Annotated in this window: 16 protein-coding genes; 6 read left to right on the top strand and 10 right to left on the bottom strand. The window is 73.3% G+C overall.

Features of this window, described 5'->3' with window-relative positions; all coding sequences use genetic code 11:
* Positions 1 to 296: 296 nt before the first annotated feature.
* A complete protein-coding gene (locus ACI78T_RS14395) occupies positions 297 to 2,645 on the top strand; it encodes an arylsulfatase (protein WP_456558796.1) in 2,349 nt (782 codons plus the stop codon).
* Positions 2,646 to 2,680: 35 nt separating this feature from the next.
* Here the strand turns inward: ACI78T_RS14395 and ACI78T_RS14400 are convergent, their stop codons facing one another.
* Entirely contained in the window at positions 2,681 to 2,914 is a 234-nt protein-coding gene (locus tag ACI78T_RS14400; protein ID WP_456558797.1) for a hypothetical protein, read from the bottom strand.
* Positions 2,915 to 3,297: 383 nt separating this feature from the next.
* On the opposite strand from ACI78T_RS14400, the gene ACI78T_RS14405 reads away from it, so the two are divergent.
* The 3 genes from ACI78T_RS14405 (at position 3,298) to ACI78T_RS14415 (ending at position 5,170) form a co-directional block, all read left to right on the top strand.
* Positions 3,298 to 4,032 carry a hypothetical protein gene (locus ACI78T_RS14405; RefSeq protein ID WP_456558798.1) on the top strand — a complete coding sequence of 245 codons (735 nt, stop codon included), beginning with the start codon at positions 3,298 to 3,300 and terminating at the stop codon, positions 4,030 to 4,032.
* Between the two features lie 116 nt (positions 4,033 to 4,148).
* Entirely contained in the window at positions 4,149 to 4,730 is a 582-nt protein-coding gene (locus ACI78T_RS14410; RefSeq protein ID WP_456558799.1) for an HhH-GPD-type base excision DNA repair protein, read from the top strand.
* 101 nt (positions 4,731 to 4,831) lie between these two features.
* Entirely contained in the window at positions 4,832 to 5,170 is a 339-nt protein-coding gene (locus ACI78T_RS14415; RefSeq protein ID WP_456558800.1) for a DUF3099 domain-containing protein, read from the top strand.
* A 1-nt stretch (position 5,171) separates the two neighbouring features.
* On the opposite strand, the gene ACI78T_RS14420 is transcribed toward ACI78T_RS14415, so the two are convergent.
* Both ACI78T_RS14420 and ACI78T_RS14425 read right to left on the bottom strand, forming a co-directional pair.
* A complete protein-coding gene (locus ACI78T_RS14420) occupies positions 5,172 to 6,056 on the bottom strand; it encodes a carbohydrate kinase family protein (protein ID WP_456558850.1) in 885 nt (294 codons plus the stop codon).
* Positions 6,053 to 6,988 (bottom strand): pseudouridine-5'-phosphate glycosidase, encoded by a 936-nt coding sequence (locus tag ACI78T_RS14425; RefSeq protein WP_456558801.1) that lies wholly within the window; start codon positions 6,986 to 6,988, stop codon positions 6,053 to 6,055. Before ACI78T_RS14425 ends, ACI78T_RS14420 begins: the two co-directional genes overlap by 4 nt.
* A gap of 50 nt (positions 6,989 to 7,038) precedes the next feature.
* On the opposite strand from ACI78T_RS14425, the gene ACI78T_RS14430 reads away from it, so the two are divergent.
* The gene (locus ACI78T_RS14430) at positions 7,039 to 7,269 is read left to right on the top strand and encodes a DUF3039 domain-containing protein (protein WP_456558802.1); all 231 of its coding nucleotides are present in this window, start codon (positions 7,039 to 7,041) and stop codon (positions 7,267 to 7,269) included.
* Positions 7,270 to 7,314: 45 nt separating this feature from the next.
* Here the strand turns inward: ACI78T_RS14430 and ACI78T_RS14435 are convergent, their stop codons facing one another.
* The 5 genes from ACI78T_RS14435 to ppgK form a co-directional block, all read right to left on the bottom strand.
* Entirely contained in the window at positions 7,315 to 8,385 is a 1,071-nt protein-coding gene (locus ACI78T_RS14435) for a YihY/virulence factor BrkB family protein (protein WP_456558803.1), read from the bottom strand.
* Between the two features lie 82 nt (positions 8,386 to 8,467).
* Positions 8,468 to 10,615 carry a VanW family protein gene (locus ACI78T_RS14440; protein WP_456558804.1) on the bottom strand — a complete coding sequence of 716 codons (2,148 nt, stop codon included), beginning with the start codon at positions 10,613 to 10,615 and terminating at the stop codon, positions 8,468 to 8,470.
* A gap of 142 nt (positions 10,616 to 10,757) precedes the next feature.
* A complete protein-coding gene (locus ACI78T_RS14445; protein WP_456558805.1) occupies positions 10,758 to 10,982 on the bottom strand; it encodes a DUF7455 domain-containing protein in 225 nt (74 codons plus the stop codon).
* A 614-nt stretch (positions 10,983 to 11,596) separates the two neighbouring features.
* Complete coding sequence (locus ACI78T_RS14450; RefSeq protein WP_456558806.1) at positions 11,597 to 12,967, bottom strand: RNA polymerase sigma factor; 1,371 nt, start codon at positions 12,965 to 12,967, stop codon at positions 11,597 to 11,599.
* A gap of 355 nt (positions 12,968 to 13,322) precedes the next feature.
* Positions 13,323 to 14,066: a polyphosphate--glucose phosphotransferase gene (ppgK, locus tag ACI78T_RS14455; protein ID WP_456558807.1), complete on the bottom strand. Its 744-nt coding sequence runs from the start codon at positions 14,064 to 14,066 to the stop codon at positions 13,323 to 13,325.
* Positions 14,067 to 14,123: 57 nt separating this feature from the next.
* On the opposite strand from ppgK, the gene ACI78T_RS14460 reads away from it, so the two are divergent.
* Entirely contained in the window at positions 14,124 to 14,942 is an 819-nt protein-coding gene (locus ACI78T_RS14460; RefSeq protein ID WP_456558808.1) for an inositol monophosphatase family protein, read from the top strand.
* Here the strand turns inward: ACI78T_RS14460 and ACI78T_RS14465 are convergent, their stop codons facing one another.
* On the bottom strand, positions 14,943 to 15,485 hold the full coding sequence (locus ACI78T_RS14465) for a LytR C-terminal domain-containing protein (protein WP_456558809.1): 543 nt from the start codon (positions 15,483 to 15,485) through the stop codon (positions 14,943 to 14,945).
* 76 nt (positions 15,486 to 15,561) lie between these two features.
* A complete protein-coding gene (locus tag ACI78T_RS14470) occupies positions 15,562 to 16,608 on the bottom strand; it encodes a phosphotransferase family protein (RefSeq protein ID WP_456558810.1) in 1,047 nt (348 codons plus the stop codon).
* Between the last annotated feature and the right edge of the window lie 346 nt (positions 16,609 to 16,954).

The raw sequence follows: 16,954 nt of genomic DNA on the forward strand, positions 1-16,954 counted from the left end.
GGCCGGCGCACGGGAACCGGCACCCGTGCGCCGGCTCCGGCGTGTGCGGGAGATCAGCCGGTACGCACGCCGACGACCGGCGGCCGGCGACCTCCTCGGCCGTGACCCCCCGGCCCTGCTGATCGGGATGCTGCTCGACCGGCACGCACGTCGACGCCGCGGCGACCTGCCCGGCCGACCGGGCCCCAGACCTGCCGACCGAGCGGTTCACCCGGCCGGGATGACGTGCGGGCCCGCGACGTGGGTTCTCCTGGCCTCCCCGTTCCTGGCCTGTCGCCGAAGCACTGGGAGTCCGCATGCCGCTGACCGAGTACGAGCCAGGATCGGTGTTCCCGGGCACGATCCGCCGCACCACGGACGAGTCGACGCCGGCCTGGCCGCAGCCTGTGCGCGCGGTCCCCGGGTCCCCGAACGTGCTGATCATCGTCCTCGACGACACCGGCTACGGTCAGCTGGGCTGCTACGGCAGCCCGATCGCCACCCCGAACTTCGACGCCCTCGCGGCGAACGGGCTGCTCTACACGAACATGCACACCACCGCGCTGTGCTCCCCGTCCCGATCGTGCATCGTGACGGGACGAAACCACCACGCCAACGCGATGGCGGCCATCAACGAGGTGGCCACGGGCTATCCCGGCTACAACGGCAACATCCCGTTCGAGAACGGGTTCCTCTCGGAGATGCTGCTGCAGCACGGGTACAACACCTACCTCGTCGGCAAGTACCACCTGATGCCGTCGGAGCAGGAGTCCGCGGCGGGACCGTACGACCGGTGGCCGCTGGGGCGGGGCTTCGAGCGGTTCTACGGCTTCCTCGGTGGTGACACCAGCCAGTGGCATCCGGAGCTCGTCCACGACAACCACCAGGTCGAGCCGCCACGGACACCGGAGGAGGGGTACCACCTCACCGAGGACCTCGCCGACCGGGCGATCTCCTTCATCGCCGACGCCAAGCAGGTGGCTCCGCACAAGCCCTTCTACCTGCACCTGTGCCCCGGGGCGACGCACGCACCGCACCACGTCCCCCGGGAGTGGGCCGACCGCTACGCCGGGGCCTTCGACGACGGTTGGGACGTCTACCGGGAACGGGTCTTCGCGCGGCAGAAGGAGCTGGGCATCGTGCCGGCCACGGCCGAGCTCTCCCGGCGCGACCCCGATGTCCCGGACTGGGACGGCCTGCCCGCTGAGGAGCGGAGGCTGTACAGCCGCATGATGGAGGTGTTCGCCGGCTTCCTGTCCCACACCGACCACCACATCGGGCGGGTGCTGGACTTCCTCCGCGAGACCGGGGAGCTGGACAACACCCTCGTCATGCTGGTCTCGGACAACGGTGCGAGCGCCGAAGGCGGCCCCACCGGCACGCCGAACGAGCTGCAGTTCTTCAACAACGCTCCGGAACCGCTCAGCGACGTCCTCGCCGTGCTCGACGAGCTCGGCAGCGAGACCACGTTCAACCACTACGCGTGGGGCTGGACCTGGGCGGGGAACACGCCCTTCCGCCGGTGGAAGCGCGAGACCTATCGCGGCGGGGTCAGCGACCCGTTCCTCGTGCACTGGCCGGGAGGGATCACAGCGAAGGGGCAGCTCCGCGGCCAGTTCGCGCACATCATCGACATCGTGCCCACCGTGCTCGAGGTGCTCGGCATCGAGCCACCCCGGAGCATCCGCGGCGTGACCCAGTCACCGCTGCACGGCACGAGCCTGGCCTACACGTTCGACGACCCGGACGCCCCCACTCGCCACCGCACGCAGTACTACGAGATGCTCGGGCACCGGGCGATCGACTCCGACGGCTGGCGCGCCGTCTGCCCCTGGCCGGGGCCCTCCTTCAGCGAGGCGGGCAAGCCGTTCGGCGTCCCCATCTCCGCGGAGGACCTGGCGGACCTCGACGCCCACCACTGGGAGCTGTACCACGTGGCGGAGGACGTCACGGAGAACCGTGACGTGGCGCGCGAGCACCCGGCCAAGCTCATCGAGCTGATCGCCCAGTGGTACGTCGAGGCGGGGAAGTACGACGTGCTGCCGATCGACGGGAGCGGGACGGCCCGGATGATGGTCGAGCGTCCCCAGGTCGCCGAGCCGCGGGACACCTACGTCTTCCGGGCCGGCACGTCGGCGGTGCCGTACTTCGCCGGGCCGCGGGTGCTGAACCGACCGCACAGCATCACGGCCGACGTGGAGGTCCCCGACGGTGCCGACGGCGTGCTCCTGGCCCAGGGCAGCGGCGTGGGCGGGTGGAGCTTCTACCTCGTCGACGGTCGGCCGCACTACGCGCACAACTACCTCGCCCGCAGCATCCACCGGGTGAGCGCCCCGGAGGCGGTTCCGCCGGGGCGGCACCGGCTCCGGTTCGAGTTCGAGCCGACCGGGCAGCCCGACCTCGCCCAGGGCCGTGGCACGCCGGGCCGGGCCCAGCTGTACGTGGACGGGGACCTCGTCGCCCAGGAGGAGTTCGCCGTGACGATCCCGATCGTCATCAACCCGGGTGCGGTCACCTGCGGCGCAGATCCCGGCTCACCGGTGAGCCCGGACTACCGCTCGCCGTTCCGCTTCGCCGGGACCCTTCACACCGTGACCGTCGACCTCTCCGGGGAGCTGATCACCGACAGCGACAGCGAGATGCGCCTGGCGATGGCCCGCCAGTAGCCGGCCGGTCGGCTCCCCGAGGTGTCCGCCCCGACTCAGGACGGCGGATGCAGGAACCAGTCCAGCTCCGCCTCGAACCAGAAGCGCTCTTCCTGCCCGGCGGCGATGGCTGCAGCCAGGCGGCGGGCGACCACGAGCGCTGGACGCCGCCGCCACTGCGGGTCGGTCCGGAGGACCCCCATCACCGACGGGACGCGCTCGTCCCGTCCGGCGAGGTCGCGTGCGCCGGCTCGGTGCACGCGCGCCCCATCGGCTGCCGTCAGTGCCATCGCCGTCACCATCTCGACGGTGAGAGCACGCCAGGGATATCGGGACAGCGACCCTCGGATCGCCTCGACGACCGGCGCCTGTCCGAACTCCGGCCGAGGGCGGGACGCTGCCGGCTCCTGCGGACGTGCCACGGACGACCTCCGGTCCCGGCAGGTGGGGGCCTGGGCTCGGCTCGGCGTCCGCCCTCTGCCCGGACGACGCCCTGGACAAACCGCAGAGGCGCATCGTGCCGCGGAGCGACCGCGGATCCACACGTGATCCGTCGCAATGCTCGTGCCGGCGCGGTCGGTCCGATCACACGACCGCGGTCATCCACCGGGGACGACGAGAGGCCCGTGCCGAGCGGCGATCCTGGCTGCAGGATCCGGATGAGAGGTCAGCCGTGAGACCGCACTCGGACGACCGTGCTCCCGCGCAGGTCATCGCGGCGGACGTCGCAGCCGACCACGAGTCGACGAGCACGGGGGGCGACGCTCGTGCCGACGGTGGCGGTGCTGTGCGGGGCATCTCCTCGTCGGCCGTGGAGTTCGTCGCCGTCCTCGTGCTCTCGATCACGACCATCCTCACCGCGTGGTCAGCTTTCGAGTCCAGCAAGTGGGGAGGGGCCATGTCGATCGCTTTCAGCCAGGCCTCCTCCTCCCGGATCGAGGCCGCCCGCCTCGACGGCGCCGGGAACGTACGCATCTCCAACCACATCGGGCTGTGGACCGAGTGGGCCGCCGCGACGGCAGCAGGGGACGCAGAGCTGGCCGACTTCTTCGTCGAGCGCTTCCCCGAGCCGCTGGCGAGCGCGCACCGTGACTGGCTCGCCGCGGGTGGTCTCACCGCGGGGGCTCCGGAGTCGCCCTTCGAGATGCCGTCGTACGTGCTTCCGGAGAAGGCCGACGCCAGGGCCGCTGACGAGCGCGCGGACGAGAGGTTCGGTGCCGCCCTGGCGAACAACCAGCGAAGCGACAACTACACGATCCTCACCGTGCTGTTCGCGGCCGTGCTGTTCTTCACCGCGATGTCGGGCCGGATGAAGAGGATCAGGTCGCAGCTGGCGCTGCTGGGTACCGGCACGTCGCTCGGTCTCGTCGGCGTCGTCTTCCTGGCTGCCTTCCCCAAGCTGGTGTGAGCGGTCAGCTCCGGAGGCGCGAGGCTGACCGCCCGTCTGCGGCTCGTTGCGGTGGCCTCGTCCCGCGATCACCCGGGTTCATCGCACCGGGAGCGCGGTACGGCACCATCTCCGACGTGCCGACACTCCGCATCGCCCAGGACCCCGCGGCCGACGAACTCCTCGGCCGCGACCCGCTCGCCCTGCTGATCGGGATGCTGCTCGACCAGCAGTTCCCCATGGAGCGCGCGTTCGGTGCCCCGCGGCTGCTCGCCGACCGCCTCGGCGTCGACGCGCTGGACGCCGCGCAGCTGGCCGGGACGGATCCCGAGGAGCTGACCCGCGTCTTCCAGGGGCCGCCCGCGCTGCACCGGTACCCGGGGTCGATGGCCGGCCGCACCCAGGAGCTCTGCCGGCTGCTGGTCGAGCGCTACGACGGCCGCGCCGAGGGCCTGTGGGCCGACGGCCCGGACGGCGCCACGCTGCTGAAGCGCCTGAACGAGCTGCCCGGCTTCGGTGCGCAGAAGTCCAAGATCTTCCTCGCGCTGCTGGGCAAGCAGTACGGCGTCGAGGCGGCCGGTTGGCGGGAGGCCGCCGGCGACTACGGGCAGGAGGGCTCGCGCCGGTCGGTCGCCGACATCACCGGTCCGGAGACCCTGGCCGAGGTGCGCGCTTTCAAGCAGGAGCAGAAGCAGGCGGCCAAGGCCGCGAAGCAGTAGGCCGGGGCACGAGCATCGGCCCCGCCGCGGTGGCACGATGGGTGCCGGACCGGGAGCAGACCGGGGCGGTCCCCGGCCGGACCGGTCCCGGAGGGGGATGGATGCCCGTGGCCACGAGTTCGCAGTTCCCGCGTCCCCGCAAGCCGGAGCCCGTCCTCATCACCGAGGCCGAGCCGAGCCTGGCCGAGCAGCACGCGTTCCGGAAGAAGCGCTACGCGATCACGATGGGCATCCGCATCGTGTTCATCGTCCTGGCGGCGTCGTTCTACCAGGTCGTCTGGCTGATGCTGATCTTCGCCGTCCTCGGCACCGTGCTGCCCTGGATCGCCGTGGTCATGGCCAACGACCGGCCGCCCAAGAAGAAGCTGCACGTCAACCGGTACGACGCCCGGCCCGACCGGGTCCTGGAGAGCCGGCCCGCGCGGGTCATCGAGGGCTGACTCAGCGCGCCCCGGGCCGGCGCACCACCTCGGCGGCGAGGGCGAGGCCCGCGTCGAGCGCCTTGCCGGGGTCGGTTCCCGGTGCGCCCAGCCACGCGGCCAGCAGGCCGGCGGCGAAGGCGTCGCCCGCGCCCGTGGTGTCGACGACGTCGGTGGGGTGCGCGGGACGGTGCACCAGGACGTCGCCGGACGCCCACAGCGCCCCGTCGGCACCCAGGCTCACCGCGACGATCCGGTGCCGGTGGACGAGGGCGCGCGCGGCGTCGGCCGGGTCCGCGCAGCCGGTGAGCACGCGTGCCTCGTCCACGTTCGGCAGCAGCAGCGTGGCGCCGGCCGTGTCCGCCAGCCACCTGTCCACGCCGTACCGCGTGAGCGGGCCGGTCGAGGCCGGGTCGAGCGAGACCGTGCAGCCGGCGTCCAGGGCGGCGCGCAAGGCCGCCAACCCGGCCGCGCGCGGGCCGTCGTCCAGCAGCGTGTAGCCGGACAGGTGAAGGTGCTGCCCGGGCTCCGGCGCGGGCACGTCCTCCGGCCGGAGGGCGAGGTTCGCGCCCCGGTCGGCCAGCATGCTGCGCTGCCCGCCCGGTTCGACCAGGCTGACGATCGTGCCGGTCGCCGTGCCGGGCACGGTCCGGAGCCGGAGGTCGACCCCGGCGGCGGTCAGCTCGGCGGCGAGCCCGGCGGCCGGGGCGTCGTCCCCGACGCAACCGACCAGGGACACACGGGCACCCAGGTGCGCCAGGTGGGCGGCGACGTTCGCCCCGGCGCCGCCGCCGCGGCTGCGGATCGTCGCCGGGCGGTCCGAGCCGGGGGCCGGTTCCCCGGACAGGACGGCGACGACGTCGGTCGCGACGTCGCCGACGACGACGACCCGGGGACCGCCGCTCAGCGGGCCACCTCGGCCAGCTCCGCGGCGATCCGCCCGGCCAGCTCGGCGTTGCGCAGCACCAGCCGGACGTTGACCGCGAGGGTGGCGCCCTCGCTGGCGCGGTGCAGGTGGTCCAGCACGAACGGCGTGACGTCCTTGCCCCGCACGCCGGCCTCCTCGGCGGCGGCGAGGGCGCCGGCGATGACCCGGTCGTGCAAGTCCGGGTCGAGCTGCTCGTCGAGCGGGAGCGGGTTGGCCACGACGACGGCGCCGGGAGCGAGCTCGCGGCGGGCGGCGAACACCCGGGCGGCGGCCGCGGCGTCGTCGACCGACCAGTCCACCGTCGAGCCCGAGTCGGCGACGTAGAACCCGGGGAAGGTCGTCGTCCGGTAGCCGACGACGGTCACCGACAGCGACTCCAGCCGCTCCAGGGTCGCCGGGACGTCGAGGATCGACTTCACGCCGGCGCACACGACGACCAGCGAGGTCCGGGCTAGCGCCGTGAGGTCGGCGGACTCGTCGAAGGTGTCCACGGCCTGACGGTGCACGCCACCCAGCCCGCCCGTCGCGAAGACGCCGATGCCGGCGGCGGCGGCCAGGAGGGCGGTGCTGGACACGGTCGTGGCGCCGCTCAGGCCGAGCGCCGAGGCCACCGGCAGGTCGCGGACGCCCAGCTTGGCCAGGTCCGGGTCGGCGCAGACGCGGTCGACCTCCGCGGCGGTCAGCCCCACGTGCGGGACGCCGTCCAGCACCGCGATCGTGGCGGGCACGGCGCCGCCGGCGCGGACGGCCGCCTCGACGTCGTCGGCTGCGGCACGGTTGTCCGGGCGGGGCAGGCCGTGCGCCAGGAGCGTGCTCTCCAGCGCGACGACGGGCCGGCCGGCGCTCAGGGCGTCGGCGACCTCGGGGGACAGGACGGTGCCGGCGGGAAGATCGCGGGTCGAGGCATGCACCCTGTCATCATGGTGGGCGCACCGAAGCGGCCGAGCAGGGGAGTGGACCCATGAGCAGCAGCGACATCCTCGAGCGGCCGGACGTCCGCGACGCCGACACCGGCAACGCCAACGAGGTCTTCCACTACGTGCGGAAGAACAAGATCGCCGAGAGCGCGGTCATGGGCACCCTGGTGGAGGCCCTGTGCGGCGAGGTCTTCCCGGTCACGAAGAGCCCGAAGCCCGGCAGCCCGGTGTGCCCGGCCTGCAAGGAGATCTACGAGCAGCTCAAGAAGGACTGAGAGAGGGCCGGAACCCCGCGCAGCGTCTCCCGGGGCGCTGCGCGCCTACGACAAGCCGAGCCTCTTCGCCTCTGCCTGCAGCTTCGCTTCGCGGCGTTCGCGGCGGCGGCGGTCGTGCCGCCGCAGCGGTGCCGGCCAGCGGGCCTGGATGGTCGCGTTGAGCTCGGCGCCCAGCAGCACGGCCATGCCGAAGAAGAAGCAGAACAGCAGCGCGCCGATGGGCGCCGCCAGCGCGCCGTAGGGCAGCGCGGTGATGAGGATGTCGGCCACGTATGCCCGCAGCACCAGCGCGGCGACGAGGAAGAACCCCAGAGCCAGCACGGTCCCCGGCAGGTGCCGACGCCACGGCAGCCGGTTGGGCAGCACCACGTGGTAGAAGCTCGTCAGCGCCAGCAGCAGGCCGATGATCACGACCGGCCAGTAGACGGCGTTGACCAGGACCATGCCCGTGTCCCGCCAGTCCTCGGGCAGCAGCCCGACGAGCACCTCGCGCCCCAGCACCAGGAGCGGCAGCGTGAGGACGGCCATGAACATGCCGACGACGAACAGCCACAGCGCCTTGAGCCGGGTGCGGATGGGGCCGCGGACGTCGCGCTGGTCGTAGGCGATGACGATCGTGTTCATGAAGGTCGCCGTCGCCGACGACCCCGCCCACAGGGCCAGCAGGAAGCCGAGGCTGAGCAGGTCGAGCCGGCCCGACCCGAGGATGTCCGACAGCGTGGGCGCGACCAGGTCGTCGACGACATCGGGCGTGAGGACCTGCGCGGCCGCGGTGAGCAACTGGTCCTCGATCTCGCGGACCGCGTCGCCACCGATGAGCGAGCCGAGGTAGCCCAGGGACCCGAGCAGCCCGATCAGCAGCGGCGGCACCGAGAGGATCTGCCAGAACGCCGCCTCCGCCGACAGCCCCAGGATGCGGTCCTGCCACGCCTTGGCGAGCGTGCGGCCGAGCACCTGCAGCGGCACCCGCACGGGCGCCGGCCAGCCGTGCAGGCGACCGCCGGAGGACCCGTCGTCCTCGGCGTCGACCCGTGCGGCAGCCGCCGGAGCCGTCGTCACCGCCGGCTCGGGCTCCCCGGCGCGGGTCGGGGACCCGCTGGGCAGGACGGTGCTCACCTGCCCAGTGTGCACGTCCGGGCGGGGCGCAGCCGGTCTCCGGAGCCGGAGCGGCGGGCGGATCCCTCGCCCGGGGGACCGATCAGCCGCCCGGCGTGGGCGCCGGCGGGGCCGCGGGCGGGACGCACCGGATGATGGGTTCCGCCGCGTAGTGGGTGCGGAAGTCCTCGCGCCGGATCTCTGCGCCCGTGGCCAGGTCGCGGAACACGCGGGTCACGGTGATGTCGAAGCCCTGCGCGCCGGCCTGCGACTTGCAGGTGCCGTCGTCCGGCTTCTCCTGCACGGCCGGCTCCCGGACGTTCACGCGGTTGCTGCTGATCGACTGGATCTCGTAGCGCTTGGTCCCGTAGAAGGTGACGGTGATGGTGCCGGGGGTCCAGGCGGTGTCGATGTAGACGCCGGTGTCGGTGTCGTTGCGCCACTGCAGGTCGATCTGGCCCTCGTACACCGTCGCCTCGCGGCCGGCCGGGTAGCGGCTGATGTAGTAGCTGTGCGGCTTGTGGTAGACGTCCTCGAGGCCCGAGAAGAACACCGCGTTGAACATCGTGGTGGCGAACTGGCTGATGCCGCCGCCGACGGCCTGGGTGAACTGGCCACCGCTGATCACACCGGCCGGCACGTAGCCCTGGGCGGTGCCGCGCGGGCCGGTGAACCCGTTGAGGCTGAAGGTCTCGCCCGGCATGACGAGCGCGCCGTCGACCTCGGCGGCCACGACGCGGATGTTCTCGCCACTGGCCGGGTTGCCGATGTTGGTCGTGAAGGAGCCGATCTCCTCCTTGATGCCGAGGGCCTGGGCCTCCTCGGTGGTGAAGTCGGCGGGCACCGGACCGAGCTGCGCGGTGACGGTGCGGGGGGCCGGCTCGGTGAGCACGGGCACGAGCTGCTCGGCCAGGGTCGCCGGGGCGACACCGGTGCCGTCGACCGACGGGACCACGGTGACCGCGCCGCCCGACACCTGGAACTCGGCGTCCTTCGCGCCGCTGCCGAAGACGGCGAGCTCGTCACCGAGCGCCGTCTCCAGCCTGGCCGGGTCGACGCCGACGGCGAGGACGCCGTCCTCCTGCGGCGTGAAGGTGAGGGAGGTGGCGAGGGCCTCGACCGACACCTCGGCGGTGTCGTCGCTGTTCGGGACGACGACGGACACCGGTGCCGACAGCGCCGGCGTGACGGTCTCGTCCAGCACCCGCTGCGCCTCGGCCGCGTCGACGTGCACGGGGGTCACGTCGACCGGCAGCTCGATCGGCGTCGAGGCGTCGTCGCCGGAGGCGAGGGCCGCCACGATCGCGTCGGCGGAGCCCTCGCGGTCGAGGTGCCGTCCGTCGGCGGCGTCCACGACGCTCGGGGTGGTGCCCTCGATGGCGATGGTGGCGTCGACCGGTGCCCGGTCCACGCCGGCGGCGACGGTCTCGATCTGCGCGTTGAGCGCGGTGTCGTCGGAGCTGACGACCGGCTCCACCTCGCGGTCGGAGAACAACGTCACCAGCCGCGTCCAGGGGTTGAGCGGCTGGTCGTCCGCCGCGTCGATCGTGGCGTCGACGTCCAGGGCCAGGCCGGCGGTGACAGGGGAGAAGGCCGCCTCCACGTCGTCGGCGACCACCGTGCGGTCGGCGGCGATCTGGGGGGCCAGCTCCTCCTCGAGGGCGTCGGCCGCGGCGGCCGTCGACATGCCGCCGATGTCCACCCCGGCGACGATCGTGGAGCGGGGGATGTCGCCGGAGGAGATCAGCAGGTCGCCGCCGTAGACGGCGGCCAGCAGCGCCACGGCGCCCGCGGGGACGAGAACGGCGCGCCGGCGCCACCACGGGCCGCGCGGTCCGTCGGCCGGCGGCTCGTCGCCCGGCGGGGGACCGGCGGGGCCGTCGCCGTCGGCGCCGTCGTCCTGGAGCAGGAACGGCTCGCGCTCGTCCGCAGGCGGGCCGTCCACCGGCTCGGTGTCGTGGACGACGCCCTGGCGCACCGCGGCGTCCACCGGAGCGGTGTCGGTGGCGCCCAGGGGGGCCGGGTCGGACATCTCCAGCGCCTGGGTGCTTCGGTCCTCGTCGGGCTCCGGACGCGACGGCGTGTCGGCCACGGGGTCGGGGGCGCCCAGCAGCCAGTCGCGGGTGACCGGACGGGTGTCGTCGTGCTCCTCCACCGGCGCAGGCCGGCCGCCGTCCGGCGCAGGGCGCGCCTCGAGCCCCTCGGGACGCATGCGCACGGTCTCGTCGTGCACGGGCGGCTGCTGCGGCATGGGGGATTCCTCCGGCTCGGGTCGACCGGGAGTCCCCAGGAACGACGGAGCCGCCGGCCCTCCTCCCGCGCGTGGCGGAGAGGAGGACGCGGCGGCGTCGTCAGGTGAGGCGGTCATCGCGGGCGCGACGATACCGCCGAAATCACGCAGTTACGCGCTGCTCGCCCTCTGTGTCGATGAAGTCGACGGCGATGTCACGAAGCTTGCCTTCGTACTCACGGGCGTGGTGCCCGCAGAACACGAGATCGCTACCGCTCGCGAGAACGACGCGAACCTTGGCCAGGGCTCCACAACGGTCGCAGTGGAACGGGACGACGAGGTCATCGGTGGGCGGGGTCGACGTCAGCGTCTGGGTCATCTGGCTCATCACTCGCTCTCTACCGCACGGACCCGCGGCTGCGGATCGGCCTCCTGCACAGCGCCAGGATGGCCCCTCGTGTTCCCGTTCCGATGGCCTGTGATCGCGGACTCGCCGAAAGAGATGAGTCCGTGACCGGAGGGACACCTGGGTGGAACGAGTTCAGCAGGGGACACCTGGATGGGACTGTCGAGCTGGTCGATCTGCCTGACCGGCTGGCTGCCGGCCCGACCGTGGGTCCGCTGCTGTTCTGACGTCTCCCACGCTACGCCGTCTACCCGACACTTCGCCGCGCACACCGACCGCGATGACTCTGTGACCCATACGGGCGACGACACTGCGCTCCTCCGGACCGCACCGCGGCCAGGTGCCGTCCCCCGGTCGGGTGGAGCCGCTGCGTCGTCCCTGTGCGGACCCCTCCGGGGCCCACTCGGCACGACCCTGGGTCGCCCGCTGGGTGTGCAGCCTCCACCGCGGCGACGCCCAGCGGGCGCTCGCTCCTGGAGTCGGCCTCCCGCTCCTGGAGTGCTGCAGGACTCCAGGAGCACGAAGAACGCTCCACGAGCGAGGCCGGAGACGACGAAGGCCCCGAGCTCGTCGCTCGGGGCCCTCGTCGGGAGTGCTCAGTCCAGGTAGTCGCGCAGGACCTGGGAGCGGCTGGGGTGGCGCAGCTTCGACATCGTCTTCGACTCGATCTGGCGGATCCGCTCACGCGTGACGCCGTAGACCTGGCCGATCTCGTCGAGGGTGCGCGGCTGGCCGTCGGTCAGGCCGAACCGCAGCCGGACGACGCCGGCCTCCCGCTCGGAGAGCGTCTGCAGCACGCTGGTCAGCTGGTCCTGCATGAGCGTGAAGCTGACGGCGTCGACCGCGACGACGGCCTCGGAGTCCTCGATGAAGTCGCCGAGCTGGCTGTCGCCCTCGTCACCGATGGTCTGGTCGAGGCTGATCGGCTCCCGGGCGTACTGCTGGATCTCCAGCACCTTGTCCGGGGTGATGTCCATCTCCTTGGCCAGCTCCTCCGGGGTGGGCTCGCGGCCCAGGTCCTGGAGCAGCTCGCGCTGGATGCGGCCGAGCTTGTTGATGACCTCGACCATGTGCACCGGGATGCGGATGGTGCGGGCCTGGTCGGCCATGGCGCGGGTGATCGCCTGGCGGATCCACCACGTCGCGTAGGTCGAGAACTTGTAGCCCTTGGTGTAGTCGAACTTCTCGACCGCGCGGATCAGGCCGAGGTTGCCCTCCTGGATCAGGTCCAGGAACGCCATGCCGCGGCCGGTGTAGCGCTTGGCGAGGGAGACCACGAGGCGGAGGTTGGCCTCGAGCAGGTGGTTCTTGGCGCGCTCGCCGTCGCGGACGATCCAGTTGAGGTCCCGGCGCATCTGCGGCGAGATCTTCTGGCCCTCCTCCTCGACCTGGCGCAGCCGCTCGGCGCCGTAGAGCCCGGCCTCGATCCGCTTGGCGAGGTCGACCTCCTCCTCGGCGTTGAGCAGCGCCACCTTGCCGATCTGCTTGAGGTAGGCGCGGACCGAGTCCGCCGACGCGGTGAGCTCGGCGTCCTTGCGCGCCTGGCGCAGCGCCTCGGACTCCTCCTCGTCGTCCCACTCGAAGTCGGCGCCGCCCTCGGGGGCCTCCTCCTCGGTGGGGACGACCTCGACGCCGTCCTTGCCGGTGACGACGGTCTCGTCGAGCTTGAGACCCTCCGTGCCGCCGTCGACGACCGCCACTGCGGAGGCGTCGGTGGCCACGGCCGTCAGCACGGTGCCCTCACCGGTCCCCGGCGAGGGGACGACGGTGGGCTTCTTGGCGGTCGTCTTCGCCGCCGCCTTCTTCCGGGGCGCGGCCTTCGCGGCCGGCTCGGCGGCGGCCGTCACCGTCTTCGCCGTCTTGGCTGCCGCGGCGCTGGTCCGGGGAGCACGGGTACCGGTGGCGGTGCCGGAGCTCTTGCGGGTGCTCGCGGCGGCTGCTTCCGGTGCTGGCTTGTCGGCGGGCACTCAGGTTCCTTCCCGTGCTGGGTTCGTTCCCCGAGGGGCCTTCTGGTCCCTGGGCAGCGGCTCCGGTCCTCGCACCTGTGCAGCGGCAGAGGTCCCGGCAGACCGGCGCGGCGTTTGGCCGCTGGACGGGCAGGGGATCCCTCCCGGCTGGAGGGCGACGGGGTGGGGCTCTCTCATTGTAACGGCGTGTCGGGGGTTCTCCACCGCCTCGGATCCCGCAGCCTCGCTCCTCCGGGGCGAAGTGCGCGTTCCTGGGCGGTTCTCGCTCATCCGGGTGCATCGGCCGGGAGCCCGGATCGCTGAAGTCCCGGTCACCTCGCGCCCCACGCGCCTCACCCGTTCGGGCGCCCGGGGGTCAGCGGTCGGTGCGCTCGTGCGCGGCCAGGGCCGCACCGACGATCCCGGCGTCGTTCTGCAGCTGCGCCGGGACGACGGGGGTGCGGGTGGAGAGCAGCGGCACCCACTTGTGCGCCTTCTTGCTCACCCCGCCGCCCACGATGATCAGGTCGGGCCAGAGGCCGGCCTCGAGGACGTCGAGGTAGCGGTCCACCCGCTTGGCCCACTCGGGGTAGCCGAGCTCCTCGCGCTCGCGCGCGGCCGCCGAGGCGCGGCGCTCGCCGTCCTCGCCGTCCACCTGGATGTGGCCGAACTCGGTGTTGGGCACCAGGTGCCCGTCGACGAACAGGGCGCTGCCGATGCCGGTCCCGAAGGTCAGCATGAGGACGACGCCACCGCGGTCGCGGCCGGCGCCGTAGCGCATCTCCGCGATGCCGGCGGCGTCGGCGTCGTTGAGCGTCTCCACCGTGCCGGGGATGAGGGCGTCCATGCCGGCGTCGACGTCGGTGCCGATCCAGCTCTTGTCGACGTTGGCGGCGGTGTGCGCGACCCCGTTCTTCATCACGCCCGGGAAGGTGACGCCCACGCGGCCGGTCCAGCCGAAGTGCTCGACGATCTGGGCCACGACGCCGTACACGGGGTCGGGCAGCGACGGCTGCGGGGTCTCGATCCGCAGCCGCTCGCCGATCAGCTGTCCCTGCTCGAGGTCGACCAGGCACCCCTTGATGCCGCTGCCGCCGATGTCCACTCCGAAGCCCTGCACGCGGACAGATTAGTGAGCGGCCTCTCCCGCGTCCCGGGCTACGGCAGGATCACCCGGGTGAGTGCACCCGCCGCCGACCCCGACCAGCTCCTGGCCCTCGCGGTCGACGTCGCCCGGGAGGCCGCCGCGCTCGTCGCCCGGGGCCGCGCGTCGGCCGCCGACGACGTCGACGTGAAGTCCAGCCCGGTCGACGTCGTCACCGCCGTGGACCGGGCCAGCGAGGAGCTGGTCGTCGGCCGGCTGCTCGCCGCGCGCCCGGACGACGGCGTGATGGGGGAGGAGGGCGCCGACCGCACCGGGACCAGCGGCGTGCGGTGGGTGGTCGACCCCATCGACGGCACCGTGAACTTCCTCTACGACCTGCCCGCCTACGCCGTCTCGATCGCCGCGGAGGTCGACGGGGAGGTCCGTGCGGGGGTGGTGCTCAACGTGGCGACCGGCGAGCTGTTCACGGCGACCGCCGGTGGGGGCGCGTTCGCGTCGTCCCCCGGGCGGCCGGAGCCGGTGCGGCTGACCGGCAGCAGCCCGGTCTCGCTGGAGCAGACGCTCGTGGCGACCGGCTTCGGCTACCGCGTCGAGCAACGGCGGGCCCAGGGCGCCGTCGTCGCGCAGCTGCTGCCGCGCGTGCGCGACATCCGCCGGTACGGCAGCGCCGCGCTCGACCTCTGCTCGGCCGCCGCCGGCCGGGTGGACGCCTACTACGAGCTGGACCTCAACCCGTGGGACCACGCGGCAGGGGCGCTGGTGGCGGCGGAGGCCGGGCTGCTCCTCACCGGCCTCGGCGGCCGGCCGTTCGCCCAGCCGATGGCGGTCGCGGCCGCGCCGTCGATCGCCGCGCCGTTCGTGCAGCTGCTCGAGGAGCTGCACCGGGCCTGATCAGCAGTCGGCGGCCGCGCCCGTCGGCGGCACCAGCGCGGCGGCGACCTCCTCGGCGGAGGCGAGCGTCTGGAACTCCGGCCCCACGACGACGTCGACCGTCGCGTCGGCGCGGGTGTCGGGGTAGTCGCCGGCGTCCGGGATGTAGACCCGCACGTACCGGGCGGCGTCGTCGCCGCGGGGGCCGTGCCGCAGCTCGCCCACGCCGGTCACCTCGCGGCCGCTGGAGTCGTTGGCCACCTCGCCGATGACGAACCCGCGCTCCTGCAGCGCGGTCGCGACCGTCTGGGCCAGTCCGCTCGTGTCCGTGGCGTTGAGCACCCGCAGGGTGACCGAGGCCGGGTCGATGTCCGTGGGTGGCGCCGACGCCGCCGCCGACTCGCAGGCCGCGTTCTCCCGCGCCTCGTCCCGCGCCTCGGTGCGGAGCACGTTCCACCAGACGGCGGCCGCGGCCAGCGCGAGGACGGCCAGGAAGATCAGGGGCGGCCACGGGCGGCGGCCGCTCCGGGGGCGCACCGGCGGGCGCTCGGTCCGCAGCGTCACTGTCTCTCCTCGGCAGGACCCGGGAGCAGCGCTCCGGGAGGGTCGGTCGGCTGGAGCTTAGGGCCGCGACCTGGCGCTAGATCGCACCGTCTTCGAGCGCGGCGCGTCCCAGCTCGACGCACGGGTCGATGCGCTCCGCGTAGCCGGAGGTGTCCTTGCCCGCCATGGCGCCGGCAGCCGACCGGGCGACGATGCCGGCGATGATCGCCGCGAACTTGAAGAAGGCGAAGCCGACGTACCAGTTCAGGTCGGAGAGGTCGGCTCCGGTGCGCCGTGCGTAGCGCTCGGCGACCTCCGCGCGGGTGGGGAACCCGGGCAGCGTCGTCACCGGGCTCATCGTCGAGGCGCGCTCCTCACCGGCCTGCGGCCAGTAGACGAACATCATCCCGATGTCGGTGAGCGGGTCGCCCAGCGTGGACATCTCCCAGTCCAGCACCGCGCGGATCCGGCCGGGCTGCTCCGGGTCGAGCAGGCAGTTGTCCAGCCGGTAGTCGCCGTGCACGATGCTCGACCGCTGGGTCGCCGGCACCGTCTCGGCCAGGCGCGCGGCCAGGGCGTCGAGGTTCGGCCGGTCGCGGTCGCGGGTGGCGTCCCACTGCTTGGTCCAGCGGCGCACCTGGCGGGCGGCGAAGCCCTCCGGCCGGCCGAACTCGCCCAGGCCCACGGCCGCGTAGTCGACCGAGTGCAGGTCGGCCAGGACGTCGACGAGGTTCTCGCCCACCGCGCGGCGCTGCTCCGGCTCGTCGGCGTAGCCGGGCGGGAACTCGCGGACGACGTGGATGCCGACGACCCGCTCCATCACGTAGAACGGCGCCCCGAGCACCGACTCGTCCGTGCACAGGTGCAGCGTGCGGGGGACCGGCACGTCCGTGGGGCCGAGCGCGGAGATGACGCGGTGCTCGCGCGCCATGTCGTGCGCGGTGGCCAGGACGGCGCCCGTCGGAGGGCGCCGGAGGATCACCGCGTCGTCGTCCGTGCCGTCCTGCGGGGTGACCACATAGGTGAGGTTCGACATGCCCGCCGCGATGAGCTGCACGTCGACGGAGCGCCAGCGCTCGTGCCCGAGGACCGAGGCCAGGTACGGCCCGACGACGGCTGGATCAGCACCCACGGGAGTCGCCACGGCGGCAGGGTAACCTCTGGCGCTCCGCGGCCCGGGGGCCCGCTCGGAACTCGTTTCCGGAGGTGGGCACAAACCGGGGCCGCGCCGCGTTGGGGGGCTGGCCGGACCTTCCCCACCCGTCTCCGGGCGGGCGGGGCAGGAGCGGCCCGGACGGGTTCCGGTCGCCCCCCGCACCGCGGGAGCCGGCGCCGGCCCTGTCCGGAGCACCACCGGCACCCGGCAGCCCAGAAGGGGGCTGCCGGACCACGACCCACCGGTCGCCACCGCGGCCGGCAGGGCGCCGGCGCACACCCCGCGCCGGCGCCGGACGAGCGGGCCGACACCCGCAGGAACACAGGAGGGGCAC

The organism is Blastococcus sp. SYSU D00922, assembly GCF_054050495.1.

Coding starts and splice junctions, on each gene's coding strand:
- ACI78T_RS14430 (WP_456558802.1), top strand. CDS start 7,039: ATGAGCAGCAGCGACATCCTCGAGCGGCCGGACGTCCGCGACGCCGAC.
- ACI78T_RS14395 (WP_456558796.1), top strand. CDS start 297: ATGCCGCTGACCGAGTACGAGCCAGGATCGGTGTTCCCGGGCACGATC.
- ACI78T_RS14400 (WP_456558797.1), bottom strand. CDS start 2,914: ATGGCACTGACGGCAGCCGATGGGGCGCGCGTGCACCGAGCCGGCGCA.
- ACI78T_RS14440 (WP_456558804.1), bottom strand. CDS start 10,615: ATGCCGCAGCAGCCGCCCGTGCACGACGAGACCGTGCGCATGCGTCCC.
- ACI78T_RS14415 (WP_456558800.1), top strand. CDS start 4,832: ATGCCCGTGGCCACGAGTTCGCAGTTCCCGCGTCCCCGCAAGCCGGAG.
- ACI78T_RS14445 (WP_456558805.1), bottom strand. CDS start 10,982: ATGAGCCAGATGACCCAGACGCTGACGTCGACCCCGCCCACCGATGAC.